Source organism: Janthinobacterium sp. GMG1, from assembly GCF_034427795.1.
Lineage (GTDB): Bacteria > Pseudomonadota > Gammaproteobacteria > Burkholderiales > Burkholderiaceae_D > Janthinobacterium.
Window position 1 is genome coordinate 66,366 of sequence record NZ_JAXQNT010000015.1, and the last position, 17,575, is coordinate 83,940.

Consider the following 17,575-nt stretch of genomic DNA (forward strand, 5'->3'; position numbering starts at 1 on the left):
TGCCTGGCGCCTCCCTTTTTTCTCTGAGAGTAACAATGCTAGACCATATTGATCTGACGAAGCTTATATTCGGCCGTCTGACTTGGGATGCAATTCCATTTCACGAACCTATCCTGCTGGCGACCTTTGCGATGGTCGCCCTGGGCGGTATCGCACTCGTTGCGGCACTGACGTATTTCCGCGTCTGGGGTACCCTGTGGCGCGACTGGATCACCAGTATCGACCATAAAAAAATCGGTATCATGTACATGATCCTGGGCCTGGTCATGCTGCTGCGCGGCTTTGCCGACGCGCTCATGATGCGTACCCAGCAGGCGATCGCCTTTGGCGACAATGCCGGCTTCCTGCCACCGCATCACTACGACCAGATCTTCACCGCCCACGGCGTGATCATGATCTTCTTCGTCGCGATGCCTTTCGTGACGGGTCTGATGAACTACGTGGTGCCGCTGCAAATCGGTGCGCGCGACGTGGCTTTCCCTTTCCTTAACAACTTCAGCTTCTGGATGACCACCATGGGCGCTGCCCTGGTCATGGCTTCGCTGTTCGTCGGCGAATTCGCCCGCACGGGCTGGCTGGCTTATCCGCCGCTGTCGGGCATCGTCGGCAGTCCGGACGTGGGGGTAGACTATTACATCTGGTCCTTGCAGATTGCCGGGGTCGGGACGCTATTGTCCGGTGTCAACCTGATCGCCACCATCGTCAAGATGCGCGCGCCAGGCATGACCTGGATGAAAATGCCAGTCTTCACATGGACCGCACTGTGCACCAACATCCTGATCGTCGCCGCTTTCCCTGTGCTGACGGCTGTGCTGGCCATGCTGTCGCTGGACCGCGTTGCGGGCTTTAACTTCTTCACGACGGAACTGGGCGGCAACGCCATGATGTACGTCAACCTGATCTGGATCTGGGGTCACCCGGAAGTCTACATCCTGATCTTGCCACTGTTCGGCGTGTTCTCGGAAGTCGTCGCCACGTTCAGCAGCAAGCGCCTGTTCGGCTACGCCTCGATGGTGTACGCCACCTGCGTCATCATGATCCTGTCGTACCTGGTATGGCTGCATCACTTCTTCACCATGGGTTCGGGCGCCAGCGTCAACTCCTTCTTCGGCATCACGACGATGATCATCTCGATCCCGACGGGCGCGAAGATCTTCAACTGGCTGTTTACCATGTACCGCGGCCGTATCCGTTTTGAACTGCCCATGCTGTGGACGATCGGCTTCATGGTCACCTTCACCATCGGCGGCATGACCGGCGTATTGCTGGCCGTACCACCTGCGGACTTCGTGCTGCACAACAGCCTGTTCCTGATTGCCCACTTCCATAACGTGATTATCGGCGGCGTGGTCTTCGGTGTGTTCGCTGCGATCAACTACTGGTACCCGAAAGCCTTCGGTTACAAGCTCGACGCGTTCTGGGGCAAGTGCTCGTTCTGGTTCTGGTTCGTCGGCTTCTACCTGGCCTTCATGCCGCTGTACGTGCTGGGCCTGATGGGCGTGACCCGTCGTGTCAACCACTTTGAAGATCCATCGCTGCAAATCTGGACCATCATCGCCTGGTTTGGCGCCGTTTCGATCGCACTGGGTATCGCTTCCATGCTGATCCAGTTCTTCGTCAGCTACCGCAACCGTCACGCCCTGCGCGACGTGACCGGTGACCCATGGGGTGGCCGTACGCTGGAATGGTCGACGTCGTCGCCACCGCCAGACTATAATTTCGCCTTCACGCCACAAGTGCACGAACTCGATGCATGGACTGACATGAAGAAACACGGTTACCAGCGTCCGACGTCCGGTTTCACGAAGATCCACATGCCGAAGAACACCTGGGCTGGTTTCGTGATCGCTGCACTGTCCGCACTGGTTGGTTTTGGCTTGATCTGGCAAATGTGGCTCGTCGCCAGCATTGGCTTCGTGATCATGATGATTACCATCATCGTCCATACCTTCAACTACAAGCGCGATTACTACATTCCTGCGGAAGAAGTGGTCCGTACCGAAGACGCTTATACTAAATTGCTGAGCAGCCATGTCTGATACCATCGCCCATAACACCGGCGCCGCTGGCGCCGCACCAAGCACGCGCAGCTACTTTGTGCGCGAGCACCACCCGGAAAACGGCAGCCTGCTGGGTTTCTGGCTCTACCTGATGAGCGATTGCCTGATCTTCGCCTGTCTGTTCGCCACGTACGCCGTGGTCGGCCGCAGCTATGCGGACGGCCCGACGGGCGCCGCGCTGTTCGACCTGCCGCTGGTGGCCGTCAACACGGCCATGCTGCTGCTGTCGTCGATCACCTACGGCTTCGCCATGCTGGCCATGCAGCGCAAGCAATTGCGCAGCACCCTGGTCTGGCTGGGCATCACGGGCCTGTTCGGCCTGGCCTTCCTGTCGCTGGAAATGTATGAATTCATTCATCTGATCCACGAAGGCGCCGGTCCGCAGCGCAGCGCGTTCCTGTCGTCGTTCTTCGCCCTGGTCGGTACCCACGGCTTGCACGTGACGTTTGGCGTGATCTGGCTCGTGACCCTGATGTTCCAGTTGAACAAGCATGGCCTGACCCCGGAAAACGGCCGTCGCATGATGTGCCTGTCGTTGTTCTGGCACTTCCTGGACGTCATCTGGATTGGCGTCTTCACCTTTGTCTACCTGATGGGAGTGCTGCCATGAGCGACCACCACACACACGGCGATAGCCACCACCATGACAATCACGATCATGGCAGCCTGAAAAGCTACGCAATCGGCTTCATCCTGTCGGTGATCCTGACGGCCATTCCTTTCTGGCTGGTGATGACGAAAGCCATCACCAACTCGGGCACCATGGGCCTCGTCCTGCTGGCGTTCGCGGCTGTTCAAGTGGTGGTACACATGGTGTACTTCCTGCACATGAACACCAAGTCCGAAGGCGGCTGGAACATGATGGCGCTGATCTTCACCATCATGATCGTGGGTATTGCCATGGCCGGTTCCCTGTGGGTCATGTACCACATGAACCACAACATGATGCCGGATCTGATGCCTGAGTACATGCATACGAAAACGGCTCCATGATGAGTAATACGCGCCCAAGCAACACCGGGCGCGCCCCTGGCGCCGCATCGCAAGATGCCGCGCCAGGCCCACGCGGCATGGTCGTGCATTATTCAAAAATTGCACTGGCCTTGCTGGCGGGGATCTTATTTGCCGGTTTCTGTGCCCTGGGCACCTGGCAAGTCAAGCGCCTGTTCTGGAAGCTTGACCTGATCGAGCGCGTCGAACAACGCGTACACGCGCCCGCAACGGACGCGCCTGGACCTGCAGCCTGGGCCAGTGTCACGCAGCAAACGGATGAATACCGCCATGTGCGACTCTCCGGTACGTATCTCCCCATTTTTAATACCCTGGTGCAAGCAACGACGGCACTGGGCAGCGGTTACTGGCTGATGACGCCATTGCGCCTGGCCGATGGCAGCACCGTGCTGGTCAACCGCGGCTTCGTGCCGAAACGCGAAGGCATCGCCGCCAGCACCCCGGCCGGCATCGTCCGCATCGACGGCTTGCTGCGCGTCAGCGAGACGGGCGGCGGTTTCTTGCGCGAAAACAGTCCTGCCACGCAGCACTGGTATTCGCGTGACGTGGCCGCCATCGGCGCCTCGCACATGCTGAGCAACGTGGCGCCGTATTTTGTCGATGCGAAGGCCAAATCGGAAACGGCTGTGGATGCACCCGTCGGCGGCCTGACCGTGATTTCCTTCCACAACAACCACCTCGTGTACGCCTTGACGTGGTTCGCCCTGGCCCTGATGGTGGCCGGTATCACGTGGTGGCTCGTGCGCGAAGACAAGCGCCGCCGCGCGCGTGGCAAGAACCTTGATCAATCGCAAGAAAGCGACCATGCCGGGCAGGATTGAGATCCTGCCCAACCGCGAGGTATTAGAACGCGGTGCGGTGGCGGCCGAGATGGAACATCCGGCCGGCCACCAGAACATGAAGCTGCTGATCCAGCTGCGCTGGCTGGCCGTGATCGGCCAGATCAGCACGATCTTCGGCGTGGGCGTGGGACTGGGCATCGCCTTGCCCGTGCCCTACATGCTCGAGGTGCTGTCCTGCCTCATCGCCTTCAACCTGGCCAGCCTGCTGCGCTGGCACGAGCGCCAGCCCGTGTCCAACACGGCCCTGTTCCTCGCTCTGCTGGTCGACGTCACCGTGCTGACGGCCCAGCTCTACCTGAGCGGCGGCATCAGCAACCCGTTTGCCTTCCTGTACTTACTGCAAGTCATCCTCAGCGCCGTCCTGCTGGAAGTGTGGTCAACCTGGATCATGGTGGCCATCACGAGCCTGTGCCTGGCCGGCCTGGCCTTGCTGCCCGGCCCCTTGATCCTGCCGATCGACCCGGAGCGGGGCTTTTCCAGCCTCTACGTGCAGGGCTTGCTGATCTGTTTCATCCTGAACGCGGCCTTGCTGGTAGTGTTCATCACGCGCATCAACCGCAACCAGCGCGCCGGCGATGCCAAGGTGGCGGACTTGCGCCAGCGCGCGGCGGAAGAAGAGCACATCATCCGCATGGGCTTGCTGGCTTCGGGCGCCGCGCACGAGCTGGGCACGCCGCTGGCGACGTTGTCCGTCATCCTCGGCGACTGGCGCCGTATGCCGGAATTGAGCAAGAACAGCGAGTTGCTGGAAGAAATCACGGAAATGCAGGCGCAGTTGCAGCGCTGCAAGAGCATCGTCAGCGGCATTCTGTTGTCGGCGGGCGAGGCGCGCGGGGAATCTTCCGTCAAGACGACGATCAATACCTTCCTCAACGACCTGGTCGACGAGTGGCGCACCAGCCGCCCGATCCAGGATTTCGAGTACGATAACCGCATCGAGCACGACGTACCCGTCGTCTTCGATTCGACCCTGAAACAAACCATCTGCAATGTGCTCGACAATGCGCTGGAAGCGTCGCCCGACTGGCTGCGCTTTGAAGCGACGCGCGAAGCGGATGCCTTGCACCTGGTCATCACCGATGCGGGCCCAGGCTTCGAGCCGTCGATGCTGACGCACCTGGGCAAGCCGTATCAAAGCAGCAAGGGCAAGCCCGGCGGCGGCCTGGGCCTGTTCCTGGTGGTGAATGTTGCGCGTACCTTGGGCGGTACGGTGACGGCGCGCAACCGCGTGCAGGGCGGGGCCGTGGTGCACCTGGCCTTGCCGCTGGCGGCCATCAAACTGGAAAGAGAAAGCGACCACCATGCAGGATGACCGTCTGTTACTGATCATCGAAGACGACGCCGCGTTTGCCCGCACCCTGGGCCGCTCGTTCGAGCGGCGCGGCTACCAGGTCATCCTGGCCACCAATTTCGATGAAGCGAGCGCCTTGCTGGAGCAGCATTGCCCCGACTACGCCGTCGTCGATTTGAAACTCAATGGCAATACCTCGGGCCTGGCTTGCGTGCAAATGCTGCACCAGCACGATCCGGACATGCTGATCGTCGTGCTGACCGGCTACGCCAGCATTGGCACGGCCGTCGAAGCCATCAAGCTGGGCGCCTGCCAGTACCTGGCGAAACCGTCGAACACGGACGACATCGAAGCGGCCTTCGGCCACGTGGCCGGCAACGCCGACATCGAACTGACCAACCGCGCCACCAACATCAAGACCCTGGAATGGGAACGCATCCACGAAATGCTGGCCGAGACGGATTTCAATATCTCGGAAACGGCGAGAAGGCTGGGCATGCACCGGCGCACCTTGGCGCGCAAGCTGGAAAAGCAGCGGGTGAAATAATCACTGCGCAGTTTGGGCGTCGTCGAACGTCAGCTCGACAACGCTGTCATCGCTCCAGTCCTGTTCCCGCAACGGCGGCGTGAACGACGCGCCACTGAAGGGCACGGGCGCGCTTTTGCCGTTGTAGCTGATTGCCGCGGCCGTGATGCGCCGCGGTTCGGAAAAGCTGTAGGTTCCCTTTTGCGACACGAAATTGCAGGGCCCGCCCAATGCGCCCATCGCCGTGCGCATGGCAAATGGCAAGGTATCCTTGTCGATGGCCCAATGCACTTCGCACGCCAGCCGCAGGTCGCCAAGGCGGCAGATGGTGTCGCTGGTGGCCGCGCTCCTGACGTAGGGTATCCACCTGACCGACCCAGCCTTGCGGTTCACGGTCAACTCGGCCTGCTCATACAGCGGACCTTGCTCGACGGGCAAGCTGAAGATATTGCGCTCGCCCAACGCTATCGCCATGCCCGCGTCGTCGCTTTCCAGCCTCAGCGCGATGGCGTGCATGTCGACATCGGCACGGCGCGGCTCCAGGATGAAGCGCAGCTGCGCGCCAGGCGCCAGCGCGTGTTTTTCTTCGAAACGTTTGACGCCCTTGAGCATGGCACTGTAGGGCTTCCAGTCAGGATCCCGGATGCCTTGGACATTGATGGACGCCTCCGCCTCCTGGCCGGCTGGCTCCACGGCTTGCGGCGTGTCCGCCCGGGCCTGGACCGCGGCGGCGCATAAACACAGCAGAAAACCAGTTTTTTTGATTGCACGCATATTCATCCTGTTCATTTGACTCCCAAGTAATCGTAATCCCAGCTTGGCAGAGTGTAGAAAAAAACACAGGCGCCAGGTGGGTTTTAAGACAGGATGTCAATCGGGATGAATGGAGTGCCTGAAATTGCCGTTTTCCGGATTCGCCATCAATGATCTGCGGCTGTAATGGCGGTGCCCGAAATGACCAATGCCTCGTGCTCATAGGCGCCCAGATGGCCATAATGACCTTTGGGACTGAGATAAGCGACAATATGCACAAGCGGCTGCTCATAGGCTGAATTGGGCGCCGCCAGGCCCACGTCCCGCCACGCAACGCCGCCGAAGGAATTTAGCCACCACGGACCGGCGTCACCAGGGTCAAGCTGGGCCGGCTGGAACATGCTCTTTTCAAAGCCCCGCGACCAGACGCCATCGCGCTCGATGGCACGGTAGCCATAGCCTGCCATGATATTGGCGTGTTCGGATGGATGGTCGCGCCAATAGCGTTGACCATTTGTGTAGGCATCACGCATGACGCCTGATTGCGTGAAAATTCCACCGTATGGATGAACCAAGCCTTGAAAGAACCACTGCGCATAATCGGTTGGCGGCGTGGATGCTTGCTTGTCCCCCGCCTGTGTTTGCGCAAACGCATGCGCATATTCAAGAACGATATCTGGAATATTGCCAGCGTTCGCCTTGCCGGCAAGGGCAGTTATGAATAGCAGGAGTGTTGCAATAGATCGTCGCATCGCGGTTTATCTTTCCACTGTTAATGCCTATGCAGGTTCCCGCCACTCCATCTTCTGCACCTGGATATGCGGATGGCTTTCCAGCGGCTCCCATTCCGGTAAAAAGACAAAGCCCTGTTTCCGGTAAAACGCGGCCGCGCGCGCATTTTCCGGCGCCACGTCGAGCACCAGGCGTGCGCGGCCATTGTTCACGGCGCATTGTTTCACGGCGTCGACCAGGCCTTGCGCCACGGCCAGGCCCCGATATTCCGGATGTACCCACATGGCGATCAGATGGCACTCGCCATTGCCAGCCACCACTTGCGCGGCGAGGCCGATGGCTTGCTCTCCATCGAAGGCGAGGAAAAACGTGCGTTGCGGCGTGCTGACGGCGCGTTGCTGCCAGTCGGCATCGGAAAAACCGGCGGCGCTGGCGTGGCAGGCGCCAAAGGCCGTGGGGGCGTCAAGCAGGGCGGCCAGGCGCGCGGCTTTCAGGGCGGACCAGTCACTGGCGGTGGTGGGGCGGATGATAATGTTGTTCAATCTTGCAATGCCTTTATTTTAGGTGGCTATGCGCTGGCTCCGGATGCCAAGGACAGCAAGTGCGCGGTGGGGAGCGCGACCGTCAAGGCGGATGACTAGCCGTTGATGTTATACCCGGAAACTTTCCATCCAGAACCTTTTTCAAGGACCGTCGTGATGGTTTCCTGCACGTTGGCCTTGTTTTCGTACTGGCTCACATAATCGATAACGACCTTGTCCGGCCCTGGCTTGCCAGCCGTCGCTTTTTGCAGCGCGGCCGACTTGAGCTTGCGCGACTTGAACTCGCCCAGCGGCCAGTGCACGGCCGTGATGACCATCTTCCAGCTTGATTTCGACATTTCGCTACGCAGCGCTGCGGCACTGGCGTCCCAGGTAGCGGCCTCGTCGCCCGCATCCAGGCGCTTGAGCCAGCTTTCCGCGGCAATTTTGGCGGCCGCCACTTCCTGCGCTTCCTGCGCCATGGCAGGCAGGGACGTCAACAAGGCAACGGCGATACATACGTGGGCGAAGATTTTCATGGCGGCTCTGGAAAGTAGTGAACAGTCTTCAAGATATCCTGAAGGTCCGGTCCGGCAAAGCTCTTTTTAAAAAGGCGGGTATGCGCGCAACGTTACGACTGGTCCCACACTTCGACCGTCAGCAGCTGTCCCGGCGCGCAGGCGGCGATGCGCTCCGGGTGTACGGTAATGCAGCCGGGCCAGCCCGTCAGCTGGTCCTGTGGAAATTCGCCGTCCTGCGCCTCGGCGATGCCCGCCTGCAGCAGGGGCGCGATGACCTCCGTCTTGGCCGTGTAGCGGTTGGGAAAGCCGTTGAAGGTCAGCTGGGTCGCCTTGCCTTGCTGGCACAATTGCGCGATCCAGTCTGCGCCGAACAGGCCCGCTTCCCAGGTGGCGAGAAATGCATCCTTGTTGACTTTCGTCATGTCGGCCATTTGCGCCGGCGTTTCTGTCGAGATAATGGTCCACCAGCCTGACATGGGCGTTCCTTGCAAAAGTGAAAGTTAACGGGTCATGGCGCGGCGCAACAGGTAGCTGAGGCCGTCGACGGCCGCCACCATCAGCAGCATGGCGACGATGACGGTGGCGGCGTTCTGCATCTGGAACAGGGACAGATGGTATTTCAGCATCTGCCCCAGGCCGCCCGCACCGACGACGCCGAGGATGGCGGCGGCGCGGATATTGTTTTCCCAGCGATACAGGGTGTAGGACATCATCTGCGGGCTGCACTGCGGCAAGGTGGCGTACAGGAAAGCCACGGCGGGCCGGGTGCCGTTGATGCGCAAAGTGGCGGCCGGCAAGGGCGGGCAATTCTCGAAGGCATCGGCAAACAGACGGCCCAGCACGCCCACCGTGTGCAGCGCCAGCGCCAGGGTACCCGCGAACGGGCCCAGGCCGGCGGCGATCAGCAAAATCGACGCCCACACCAGTTCAGGGACTGAGCGCAGCACGTTGAGCACCGCGCGCGTGGCGTTGCGCGCGACCATGCCGAAGCGGCCGCTGGCGGGCAGGGCCAGCAGCGCGCCCAATACTGCCGCGATGACCGTGCCGATGGCCGACATGGCCAGGGTTTCAAACGTGGCCACGCCGACTTTCATGAGGAAGGGGCTGGCCAGCTCGGGCGGGGCGAAACCGTGCAGGAAGTCGGCGCTCGTGCGTACGGCGTCGGCGCTGAAGAACTCGCCCCATTTCAAGGGCAGGGTGGCGAAGCTGGCAATGATCAGCAGCAGCAATCCGGCCAGCAAGGCCCAGGTCGACCAGCGCACGGGTGCTGGCGCGGGCATTGCGGCGAAATTCGGATGCTTCATGCCAGCCTCCGGCGCAGCATGGCGGACACGGCGTCGGCGCCCGCCACCAGCAGCACGAACACCATCAGCATGGTGGCCAGTTCACTGCCCGCCATCATCTTCATCGATTCATCCATGCGCTGGCCCAGGCCGCCCGCGCCAACAAAGCCCATGACGACGGAGCCGCGGATCGCGCATTCCCAGCGGTAAATCGTGTACGACACCAGCTCGGCGGCCGATTCGGGCAAGGCGCCGTACAGCAAGGCTTTCAGGCGGCCGCTGCCATTGTGGAGCAGGGCGTTGCAGGCGGACGCATCCGACGATTCGAGGATTTCCGCATACACCTTGCCCAGCATGCCGCAATAGGTGAGTGCGATGGCAATCACGCCGGCAGTCGGTCCCAGGCCGACGATGCGTACTAATAATAAGGCCCAGACCAGTTCCGGCACGCTGCGCAGCAGCACCAGCAAGGCGCGCACGGCGTGGCGCACGCTGGCGGCCAGGGGCGACACCTGGCCGGAGCCGATGCGCGAAATCGACAGGCGCTCCGTCACCAGCAAAGTCAGGGGGATGGCGCCCAGCATGGCCAGCGCCATGCCTGCCGTGGCCATGGCAATGGTTTCCCAGCTGGAAATAGCCACCAGTTGCAAAAATTCCAGCGAGTGGGCGGGCGGCACGAAGCTGGCAATAAACTGCCAGGTGGCCGCCAGGCTTTGCGCATCCCATAAAGTCCACGGCTTGAACTCGGCCTGCACCAGCATCGGCCACAGCACGAGCAGCGCCACGGCCGTGACGGTCAGGCGGCCGCGCCAGGCGGGATCGCGGGGCAGGGCGTCGTTGGCGCTCTTCAGCAAAGGGGCCTCGCGGCGTCCAGGTTCGCTTCCACGGCCTCGAACTGCGGCGCCGGATCGGCCTTGTTGCGGTACAGCGCGGCGATCATGGCGTCGCTGACCTGGGCGCCAGGCAAGTCGAAGACGATCTTGCCATCGCGCAAGGCGACGATGCGCGTAAAGCAGGCGCGGGCGATTTCCACCTGGTGCAGGCTGCAGATCAGGGTGGCGTTGCGCGCCGTCGCTTCCGCCTGCAGCACATGGATCGCCTGCAAGGCCAGTGTGGGGTCGAGCGCGGACAAGGGTTCGTCGACGAGGAAGACTTGCGCATTCGACACGAGCGCGCGGGCCATGCCGCAGCGCTGGCGTTCGCCGCCGGACAGGCGGTCAACCCGCGCATACAATTTATCCTGCAGGTTGAATTTGCCCAGGGCTTCCCACGCGGCGCGCGGGTCGACGGGCGCGACCAGCGAACGGATGGCCGTCCACAAGCTCCATTGCGGCAGGCGGCCCGCCAGCACGGCGTTGACGACCCGCTGGCGCGGCGGCAGCGGCGGCGTTTGCGGCGCCAGGAACAATCGCGCGCGCAAGGCGTGGCGCTCGGCGCTGCCGATCTGCCAAGGTGAAGTGCCCAGGATGCTGAATGTGCCCGCTTCCGGGCGCAGCGCGCAGGCCAAGGTGTGCAGCAGGCTGGTCTTGCCGGCGCCGGAGGGACCGATCAGGGCGATCTGTTCACCTTGGGCCACGTCCAGGTCCAGCTCGCGCAGGGCCAGCGCATTGCCGGCAGCGCCCGCGTGGTGGACGGAGACCTTGTGAAGTTGGAATGTCATGCGATGTTTCGGTGTGGGAGGGAGTGTGTCGGATGCGTCCGCAGAACGGCATCCGACCAGTTTCAGCAATTACTTCAACAGCTTCGCATCGCGCGCAGCCGCTTCGATATCCTTGTAGTTCTCGGCCTTGGTCGGGATGAACTTGGTGGCGCGCTGCAGTTCGAGGATTTCCTTGCCTTCGGCCGTCGATGGGTCCAGCGCCAGGAAGGCGTCCGTCAGCTTCTTGCGCACGACGGGGTTCATGTCGGCGCGCACGCTCCAGTTGTAGTCGTAGTAACCGGGCGTCGTGTAGAACACGCGCACCTTGCTTGGATCGACTTTTTTCGCTTCGACCAGCTTTTCCCATACGGAAATGTTCAAGGTGCCCGCATCGACCTTGCCGCCAGCCACTGCCGCCACGGTGGCGTCATGCGCGCCGGAAAACGCGATGCGCTTCATGTCCGTGTCCGGATTGATCTTGGCGGCCAGCAAGTAGTAACGCGGCATCAAGTGACCGGAGGTCGACGATTCCGAACCGAAGGTGAAATTCTTGCCTTTCAGGTCCGACAATTGATTGATGTCCTTGCTGGTGGTGACGAACACGGAGCGGAATTTCGTGTCTTCCTCGCGCTGCACCAGCGGCACGATCTTGCCGCCGCTGCGCACGTTGGCTTGAACAAACGTGAAACCGCCGAACCAGACCATGTCGAGCTTGTTGTTGATCAAGCCTTCCACGGACGCCGCGTAATCGGTGACAGGCGTAAATTCCACCTTCATGCCCAGCTTTTTCTCCAGGTAGCTGCCCAGCGGCTTGAACTTGCGCTGCAGTTCCGTCGGCGCTTCGTCGGGGATCGCGGACACGCGCAGCACTTGCTGCGCCTGCGCCAGGCCGCTGTGGATGGCCAGGGTGGCGGCAACGGTGGCCAGGATGGCGGGGAATTTTGAGAATGTGGTCATGGGACTGCCTTTGCAAAAAAATTTGTTCATTAGATGACGGAAACCCCGGTCGTGCCTTCCAGCATCTCGCCGATGACGATGGCGTCGGCAAAACCTTCAGCGCGGAAAATCGCCAGCACTTGCTCGACGGCTTCCGGCGCGCAGGCCACCAGCAGGGGACCGGCCGTTTGCGGGTCCGTCAAAATCGCCTTGTCGATGGCGCTCAGGCTGTCGGCCAGCGCCACTTGCGCGCCATAGCCTTGCCAGTTGCGGCCGGAGGCGCCCGTGATGTTGCCGTTTTGCGCCAGTTGCTGCACTTGCGGCAGCAGCGGCACGTCGTTCATGGCGATACGCGCCTGCAACTTGGCGCCACGCGCCAGTTCCAGGGTGTGGCCCAGCAAGCCGAAGCCCGTCACGTCCGTCAGCGCATGCACGCCATCGAGCAGGGCCAGCTTCTTGCCCGGGGTATTCAATTTGGTGGTGTTGTCGATCAAGGAGGCGTAACCGCCCGCATCGAGCGCATTCTTCTTCAGCGCGGCCGACAAAATGCCCACGCCGATCGGCTTGCCCAATACCAGTTTGTCGCCGGCGCGCGCGCCCGCGTTGCGCTTCACTTGCGACGGGTGGACCAGACCCAGCACGACGAGGCCATAGATCGGTTCGACGGAATCGATGGTGTGGCCGCCTGCGATGGGGATGCCGGCCTGGGCGCAGATGGTTTCTCCGCCTTTTAATATGAGGCCGATGGTTTCCACCGGCAGCTTGTTGATCGGCATGCCGACCAGGGCCAGCGCCATGATGGGCGTGCCGCCCATGGCGTACACGTCGGAAATGGCATTGGTGGCGGCGATGCGGCCGAAGTCGAACGGGTCGTCGACGATGGGCATGAAGAAGTCCGTCGTGGCGATCAGCGCCTGCTCGTCGTTGAGCTGATAGACGGCCGCGTCATCCGAAGTTTCTATGCCGACCAGCAATTCCTTCGGCAGGGGAAAGCCGCCGCTACCCTTTAAAATGTCGGCCAGCACGCCCGGCGCAATCTTGCAGCCGCAGCCGCCGCCATGGGCAAATTCGGTCAATCGGATCGGTGTATCTGGTGTTGCTGCGCTATCGGACATGGTCGTCATCCTGCTGAAATAAGTAATTAGGTGGCAAGCCAGGCATCACGCGGCGCTGGCGGTACGGTGTTCGCCGACGATAGCACATAATGCACGCGCGGCTTGCTCAAAGGCATGGTCTGAAATGTCGGGCAAGACCAGCGGCGTCGCCTGGGCGTAGCGGCTGAAATTGCGGGCGATCGATTGCCGGTAGACGGGGTCGTAGTGCTGCACCAGCAATTCTTCCACCAGCTCGGCCATGTGGCCGGACGTGGCCAGTTGCTGCCAGTGGGTAATCTTCTCTTTGCCATGCAGCTGCGTCAACAGGGCCAGCTGCACGTTCAGGCGCGCCGGGTCGCCGACGAAATGCGCATAGTCCTGCATCAGCAATTGCACGCGCTGGTCCGTGGCCAGGCGCACGTCCGTGCAATCGGCTGCGCGCATCTTTTCCATCAGCGCGTCGGGCACGCGCAAACGGCCCACTTTCTTGCTTTCCGATTCGATGAAGACGGGCAGTGCCGGGTCGAAAGTGCGCAGTTGTTGCCACAGCGCGCTTTCAAACGCTTTTTGCGCCGGCTGGTCTTCCTCGGGCAAGCCGCCCAGCACGGAACCGCGGTGGGCCGCCAAGTCTTCCAGGTCGATCACCTGGGCGCCTTGTTTGTCCAATACTTGCAGCAAGCGGCTCTTGCCGCTGCCCGTGGGGCCGCACAGCACGTTGATGAAGTCGAAGCGCTCGGGCAGGGTGGCCAGCTCGGCATTCACGTGGCGCCGGTAATCCTTGTAGCCACCTTCGAGCTGGGTGACGGGCCAGCCGATGCGCGCCAGGATGTGCGCCATGGCGCCGCTGCGGTTGCCGCCGCGCCAGCAGTAGACGAGCGGCTTCCAGTGCTGCGGGTGGCCGAGCAACCCCTCTTCGATATGCCGCGCGATATTTTTTGCCACCAGCGCCGCGCCCAGCTTCTTCGCTTCGAAGGCGCTCGTCTGTTTATACAGGGTGCCGACGCGTACGCGCTGCTCGTCGTCCAGCACGGGCAGGTTGATGGCGCCCGGCAAGTGGTCTTCCGCGAACTCGGACGGGCTGCGCACGTCGATGATGGCATCGAACTCATGCAAGCGGGGCAGGATGTCGCTGAAAGGCTGAACTGCTGGGTATTTCATCGTGGCGCGGCTGCTGGTGGGGGGAAAGACGTATTATCCCCGATAAAGGCCGCTGGCGTGGAGCTTTGGCACTGCGCTTCAGGCCGCCCCTTACACTTCGCGCGCCGGGCCGGCGTCTTGCATGCCGACAAAGAACTGGACCAGGCCGTGCGGCGCGTCGTCGCCAAAGCACAGGCGCAGGATGCGCTCGGACTCCGCCGCCGCCACGCTGCTGCGCGCAAACAGCGCCGTTTCATACGCCAGCAGGGCCGCTTCCACGTCGCCCGGATGGGCCACCAGCGCCTGCGCCAGCTCGGCGCCATCGAACATGGCGAGATTCGCCCCTTCGCCTGCCGGCGCCATCAGATGGGCCGCGTCGCCCAGCAAGGTCACGCCCGCCACGCGCTGCCAGCGGTGGTCCACGGGCAGCATATGCACGGGACGGGGCGCGGGCGGCGTGTCCGCCTCCGTGATCAGGGCTGTCAGCGCCGGCGCCCAGCCGGCAAACTGGGCCGCGATGCGGGTCCGGGCGGCGGCGGGGTCGGCAAAATCGATGTCGGCCAGCCATGCCTCGGGCTTGCTCAGGGCCACATAGGCGTGCAGCACGCCATCGGCTTCGCGGTGCGCCTGTATACCCTTGCCGGGCGCCAGCGCGAACAGGGCGCCACCGCCTACGGCGTGCGCGCTGGCCGGGTGGCGGCGGTCGCTGTCAAACAGATAGGTTTCAATGAAGGCAATGCCGCTATACGCGGGCTGCGCGCTGGAAAGCAGCGGACGCACCTTCGACCAGGCGCCATCCGCACCCACCAGCAGATCGCTGGTGGCCGTGGCGCCGTGCGCAAAGCTCAGCCTGTGCTGGCAGCCGTCCAGCGTCGTGACGCCGGTCAGTTTATGCCCCCAGCGCACGGTGCCGGCCGGCAGCGACTCGAGCAGGAGCTTGCGCAGTTCGCCGCGCGCCACTTCGGGACGGCCGCCCGTGCCATCGTCTCCCTCCTCGAGCAGGACCGTGCCGTGCTGGTCGAGCACGCGGCTCGCTTCGCCGCCCGCATGGATGAGGGCGCGGAAGGCGTCATGCAGGCCGGCTGCCCGCAGCGCTTGCTGGCCCGTGTCTTCGTGGATGTCGAGCATGCCGCCCTGGCGGCGCGCCTGCGGTGTAGCGTCCGCTTCATAGACGGTGGCGGCGATGCCGTGGACGTGCAGCGCGCGGGCGAGCATCAGCCCGCCCAGCCCTGCGCCGATGATGGCGATATGCATGATGCTTCCTTGGTGTTGTCGATGATGTGGAACAGTGTTCCACAAGAATTTTGCGGCAAGCCGGCATCTGTGTCAAGATAAGCGATGCCCAAGACAGTAGCGAACCCACCACGACGCGCCGACTCGCTGACGCGCGACACCATCATCGACGCCGCCATTGCCCTGCTCGACACATCGGGCGAGGGCGGCCTGACGTTCCGCGCCCTGGCAACACGCCTGGCCACGGGGGCGGGGGCTATTTACTGGCACGTGGCCGACAAGGATGATTTGTTTACGGCCGCCAGCGACGCCATCGTCGCCCGCGCCATGGATTCCGCTTCCCACGGCGCCACGCCGCAGGCGGGCATCCGCGCCGTGGCGCTGGCCATGTTCGAGGCGATGGATGCGCATCCATGGCTGGGCTCGGCCCTGTCGCGCGCGCCGGGCCAGCTGCCCACGGTGCGCATCCTGGAACGCCTGGGCCGGCAAGTGGATGCCCTGGGCGTGCCGCAGGAAAAACAGTGGCTGGCGGCATGCACCTTGTTGAATTATTTGCTGGGCGTGAGCGGGCAGAATGCGGCCAACGCCGTCATCGCGCGCGACCAGGGCCTGGAGCGCGCGCATTTCCTCGACACCCTGGCGGGCGCCTGGTCACGCCTCGACGCGCAAGCGTTTCCGTTTGCCCGCAAGGTGGCGGGGCAATTGCGCGCGCACGACGACCGCGAGGATTTTCTGGCGGGGATAGACCTGATCGTGCATGGCATGCAGGCCCTGCAAGCGGACGACTAGCCCAGCAGATACCCCAGCAGAGGCGCCAGCAGCACCGTCACGACGCCCGAGAAAATCATCGTCAGGCTGGCCACGGCGCCTTCTTCCGTGCCGACCCGGCGCGCCACGGACAAGCCAAAGCCGTGCGCGGCCGCGCCATACGGGGCGCCACGGGCGATGCGCATGCGCAAGGGCAGCAGTTTCAATAACGGTTTGCCCAGCAGCAGGCCGAACAAGCCCGTCATCACCACGAATATGCCCGTCAGCTGCGCCGAGCCGCCCATGTGGCGCGACGCTTCCAGCGCGAACGGCGTCGACACGGAACGGGCCAGCAGGCTGCGCGCCATGTCGCCGTGCACGCCCATCAGCCGGTCCAGCAGCAGGGTGGCGGCGACCGATGCGACAATGCCGGCGCAGCTGCCCAGCGACAGGGCCAGCCAGTGCTTGCGGATCAGCTTGCGCTCCTGGAAGATGGGCAGCGCAAACGCGATGGTGGCCGGCCCCAGCAGCCACGGCAGCCAGCGCGTTTCGCCGAAATACGTGGCAAACGGGGTCGAGGTCGCCTGCACGATGATGATCAATATCGCCGAGGTGCAGATGGCGGGCGTGAGCAGGAAGTGGGGATGGCGGCGGTGCAGCGCCTGGTTGGCGTAGAACAGCACCAGGGTCAGCAGCAAGAACAGCAGCGACAGGACGAGGGTGCTCATGCTTGCGCCCTGGCTGCGCGCTGGCGCAGCAGTTTTTGCAGGCGCAGCTTGCGTTCATAGCGGCACACCCCTTCCACGGTGAAGGCCGTGGCCAGCATCACGCTGGCAAAGCCCAGGCCGATATTCACGAAGAGCATCAGACCTTGCGTCTTCAGCAGCTGCGTAAATTGCACCACGGACACGACCAAGGGTATGAAGAACAGCAGCATGTTGGCCAGCAGCCAGTTCGCGCCCAGTGCGATGGCGGCCGGCCGCACCCAGCCGGCCAGCAACAGGGCCACCAGCACGAACAGGCCCACGACGCCGCCGGAAAACGGCAAGTGCAACGCGGAATCGGCCGCATCGGCTAGCCACCAGGCGGCGGTCAGGATGCCCACTTGCCACACGGTCTGCGCTGGCTGGCGCCAGGCAGGGATGGAGGGCAGGGCGGCGGTGGAACAGTGCAAGGCTTTCACGGCGGGCTTTCAAACGGCAGGGGGAAGTTTTCATTGTAGGGATCCCGCATCAAAAGATAAAATGAC

Annotated in this window: 21 protein-coding genes; 7 read left to right on the forward strand and 14 right to left on the reverse strand. The window is 62.8% G+C overall.

What is annotated here, in order from left to right:
• Positions 1-35: 35 nt before the first annotated feature.
• From cyoB to SJI03_RS26720, 6 genes are read left to right on the forward strand one after another with little or no spacing between them, the layout of a single operon-like run.
• On the forward strand, positions 36-2,039 hold the full coding sequence (gene cyoB, locus SJI03_RS26695) for a cytochrome o ubiquinol oxidase subunit I (RefSeq protein WP_099377160.1): 2,004 nt from the start codon (positions 36-38) through the stop codon (positions 2,037-2,039).
• Positions 2,032-2,670, forward strand: a complete 639-nt coding sequence (gene cyoC, locus SJI03_RS26700; protein ID WP_034788486.1) for a cytochrome o ubiquinol oxidase subunit III — start codon at positions 2,032-2,034, stop codon at positions 2,668-2,670. Before cyoB ends, cyoC begins: the two co-directional genes overlap by 8 nt.
• Positions 2,667-3,053, forward strand: coding sequence for a cytochrome o ubiquinol oxidase subunit IV (cyoD, locus tag SJI03_RS26705; RefSeq protein ID WP_034788483.1), 387 nt, complete (start codon positions 2,667-2,669; stop codon positions 3,051-3,053). The genes cyoC and cyoD overlap by 4 nt, the downstream gene beginning before the upstream one ends.
• The gene (locus SJI03_RS26710) at positions 3,050-3,892 is read left to right on the forward strand and encodes an SURF1 family protein (RefSeq protein ID WP_322429209.1); all 843 of its coding nucleotides are present in this window, start codon (positions 3,050-3,052) and stop codon (positions 3,890-3,892) included. Before cyoD ends, SJI03_RS26710 begins: the two co-directional genes overlap by 4 nt.
• Entirely contained in the window at positions 3,876-5,225 is a 1,350-nt protein-coding gene (locus SJI03_RS26715) for an ATP-binding protein (protein WP_099667925.1), read from the forward strand. The genes SJI03_RS26710 and SJI03_RS26715 overlap by 17 nt, the downstream gene beginning before the upstream one ends.
• Positions 5,215-5,751 (forward strand): response regulator transcription factor, encoded by a 537-nt coding sequence (locus tag SJI03_RS26720; RefSeq protein WP_099402007.1) that lies wholly within the window; start codon positions 5,215-5,217, stop codon positions 5,749-5,751. The genes SJI03_RS26715 and SJI03_RS26720 overlap by 11 nt, the downstream gene beginning before the upstream one ends.
• Here SJI03_RS26720 and SJI03_RS26725 read toward each other — a convergent pair whose 3' ends face one another.
• The 12 genes from SJI03_RS26725 to SJI03_RS26780 form a co-directional block, all read right to left on the reverse strand.
• Positions 5,752-6,504 carry a hypothetical protein gene (locus tag SJI03_RS26725; RefSeq protein ID WP_322429210.1) on the reverse strand — a complete coding sequence of 251 codons (753 nt, stop codon included), beginning with the start codon at positions 6,502-6,504 and terminating at the stop codon, positions 5,752-5,754.
• Positions 6,505-6,650: 146 nt separating this feature from the next.
• The gene (locus SJI03_RS26730) at positions 6,651-7,235 is read right to left on the reverse strand and encodes a hypothetical protein (RefSeq protein ID WP_322429211.1); all 585 of its coding nucleotides are present in this window, start codon (positions 7,233-7,235) and stop codon (positions 6,651-6,653) included.
• Positions 7,236-7,262: 27 nt separating this feature from the next.
• Complete coding sequence (locus SJI03_RS26735; RefSeq protein ID WP_322429212.1) at positions 7,263-7,757, reverse strand: GNAT family N-acetyltransferase; 495 nt, start codon at positions 7,755-7,757, stop codon at positions 7,263-7,265.
• A gap of 95 nt (positions 7,758-7,852) precedes the next feature.
• On the reverse strand, positions 7,853-8,275 hold the full coding sequence (locus tag SJI03_RS26740) for a DUF4019 domain-containing protein (protein WP_322429213.1): 423 nt from the start codon (positions 8,273-8,275) through the stop codon (positions 7,853-7,855).
• Between the two features lie 92 nt (positions 8,276-8,367).
• The gene (locus SJI03_RS26745; protein WP_322429214.1) at positions 8,368-8,733 is read right to left on the reverse strand and encodes a hypothetical protein; all 366 of its coding nucleotides are present in this window, start codon (positions 8,731-8,733) and stop codon (positions 8,368-8,370) included.
• Between the two features lie 24 nt (positions 8,734-8,757).
• Positions 8,758-9,561, reverse strand: coding sequence for a phosphonate ABC transporter, permease protein PhnE (phnE, locus tag SJI03_RS26750; protein ID WP_322429215.1), 804 nt, complete (start codon positions 9,559-9,561; stop codon positions 8,758-8,760).
• Positions 9,558-10,394: an ABC transporter permease gene (locus SJI03_RS26755; RefSeq protein ID WP_322429216.1), complete on the reverse strand. Its 837-nt coding sequence runs from the start codon at positions 10,392-10,394 to the stop codon at positions 9,558-9,560. Before SJI03_RS26755 ends, phnE begins: the two co-directional genes overlap by 4 nt.
• Positions 10,388-11,200: a phosphonate ABC transporter ATP-binding protein gene (locus SJI03_RS26760; RefSeq protein ID WP_322429217.1), complete on the reverse strand. Its 813-nt coding sequence runs from the start codon at positions 11,198-11,200 to the stop codon at positions 10,388-10,390. The genes SJI03_RS26755 and SJI03_RS26760 overlap by 7 nt, the downstream gene beginning before the upstream one ends.
• 69 nt (positions 11,201-11,269) lie before the next feature.
• Positions 11,270-12,136 (reverse strand): putative selenate ABC transporter substrate-binding protein, encoded by an 867-nt coding sequence (locus SJI03_RS26765; protein ID WP_099377113.1) that lies wholly within the window; start codon positions 12,134-12,136, stop codon positions 11,270-11,272.
• 29 nt (positions 12,137-12,165) lie between these two features.
• On the reverse strand, positions 12,166-13,230 hold the full coding sequence (selD, locus tag SJI03_RS26770) for a selenide, water dikinase SelD (RefSeq protein WP_322429218.1): 1,065 nt from the start codon (positions 13,228-13,230) through the stop codon (positions 12,166-12,168).
• 45 nt (positions 13,231-13,275) lie between these two features.
• A complete protein-coding gene (gene mnmH, locus SJI03_RS26775; RefSeq protein ID WP_322429219.1) occupies positions 13,276-14,367 on the reverse strand; it encodes a tRNA 2-selenouridine(34) synthase MnmH in 1,092 nt (363 codons plus the stop codon).
• Positions 14,368-14,457: 90 nt separating this feature from the next.
• Entirely contained in the window at positions 14,458-15,600 is a 1,143-nt protein-coding gene (locus SJI03_RS26780) for an NAD(P)/FAD-dependent oxidoreductase (RefSeq protein WP_322429220.1), read from the reverse strand.
• A gap of 84 nt (positions 15,601-15,684) precedes the next feature.
• On the opposite strand from SJI03_RS26780, the gene SJI03_RS26785 reads away from it, so the two are divergent.
• Positions 15,685-16,368 carry a TetR/AcrR family transcriptional regulator gene (locus SJI03_RS26785; protein WP_322429221.1) on the forward strand — a complete coding sequence of 228 codons (684 nt, stop codon included), beginning with the start codon at positions 15,685-15,687 and terminating at the stop codon, positions 16,366-16,368.
• Here SJI03_RS26785 and SJI03_RS26790 read toward each other — a convergent pair.
• Together SJI03_RS26790 and SJI03_RS26795 are read right to left on the reverse strand one after the other, a co-directional pair.
• On the reverse strand, positions 16,365-17,054 hold the full coding sequence (locus SJI03_RS26790; protein WP_322429222.1) for an LrgB family protein: 690 nt from the start codon (positions 17,052-17,054) through the stop codon (positions 16,365-16,367). The genes SJI03_RS26785 and SJI03_RS26790 overlap by 4 nt on opposite strands.
• Complete coding sequence (locus SJI03_RS26795; protein WP_322429223.1) at positions 17,051-17,509, reverse strand: CidA/LrgA family protein; 459 nt, start codon at positions 17,507-17,509, stop codon at positions 17,051-17,053. The genes SJI03_RS26790 and SJI03_RS26795 overlap by 4 nt, the downstream gene beginning before the upstream one ends.
• Between the last annotated feature and the right edge of the window lie 66 nt (positions 17,510-17,575).

Excerpts from the sequence above, each read along its gene's own strand:
- SJI03_RS26725 (WP_322429210.1), bottom strand. The coding sequence starts at position 6,504 with ATGCGTGCAATCAAAAAAACTGGTTTTCTGCTGTGTTTATGCGCCGCC.
- SJI03_RS26765 (WP_099377113.1), bottom strand. The coding sequence starts at position 12,136 with ATGACCACATTCTCAAAATTCCCCGCCATCCTGGCCACCGTTGCCGCC.
- mnmH (WP_322429219.1), bottom strand. The coding sequence starts at position 14,367 with ATGAAATACCCAGCAGTTCAGCCTTTCAGCGACATCCTGCCCCGCTTG.
- selD (WP_322429218.1), bottom strand. The coding sequence starts at position 13,230 with ATGTCCGATAGCGCAGCAACACCAGATACACCGATCCGATTGACCGAA.
- SJI03_RS26715 (WP_099667925.1), top strand. The coding sequence starts at position 3,876 with ATGCCGGGCAGGATTGAGATCCTGCCCAACCGCGAGGTATTAGAACGC.
- SJI03_RS26740 (WP_322429213.1), bottom strand. The coding sequence starts at position 8,275 with ATGAAAATCTTCGCCCACGTATGTATCGCCGTTGCCTTGTTGACGTCC.
- SJI03_RS26730 (WP_322429211.1), bottom strand. The coding sequence starts at position 7,235 with ATGCGACGATCTATTGCAACACTCCTGCTATTCATAACTGCCCTTGCC.
- SJI03_RS26785 (WP_322429221.1), top strand. The coding sequence starts at position 15,685 with ATGCCCAAGACAGTAGCGAACCCACCACGACGCGCCGACTCGCTGACG.
- cyoD (WP_034788483.1), top strand. The coding sequence starts at position 2,667 with ATGAGCGACCACCACACACACGGCGATAGCCACCACCATGACAATCAC.
- cyoC (WP_034788486.1), top strand. The coding sequence starts at position 2,032 with ATGTCTGATACCATCGCCCATAACACCGGCGCCGCTGGCGCCGCACCA.
- SJI03_RS26780 (WP_322429220.1), bottom strand. The coding sequence starts at position 15,600 with ATGCATATCGCCATCATCGGCGCAGGGCTGGGCGGGCTGATGCTCGCC.
- SJI03_RS26745 (WP_322429214.1), bottom strand. The coding sequence starts at position 8,733 with ATGTCAGGCTGGTGGACCATTATCTCGACAGAAACGCCGGCGCAAATG.
- phnE (WP_322429215.1), bottom strand. The coding sequence starts at position 9,561 with ATGAAGCATCCGAATTTCGCCGCAATGCCCGCGCCAGCACCCGTGCGC.
- SJI03_RS26790 (WP_322429222.1), bottom strand. The coding sequence starts at position 17,054 with ATGAGCACCCTCGTCCTGTCGCTGCTGTTCTTGCTGCTGACCCTGGTG.
- SJI03_RS26760 (WP_322429217.1), bottom strand. The coding sequence starts at position 11,200 with ATGACATTCCAACTTCACAAGGTCTCCGTCCACCACGCGGGCGCTGCC.
- cyoB (WP_099377160.1), top strand. The coding sequence starts at position 36 with ATGCTAGACCATATTGATCTGACGAAGCTTATATTCGGCCGTCTGACT.
- SJI03_RS26710 (WP_322429209.1), top strand. The coding sequence starts at position 3,050 with ATGATGAGTAATACGCGCCCAAGCAACACCGGGCGCGCCCCTGGCGCC.
- SJI03_RS26720 (WP_099402007.1), top strand. The coding sequence starts at position 5,215 with ATGCAGGATGACCGTCTGTTACTGATCATCGAAGACGACGCCGCGTTT.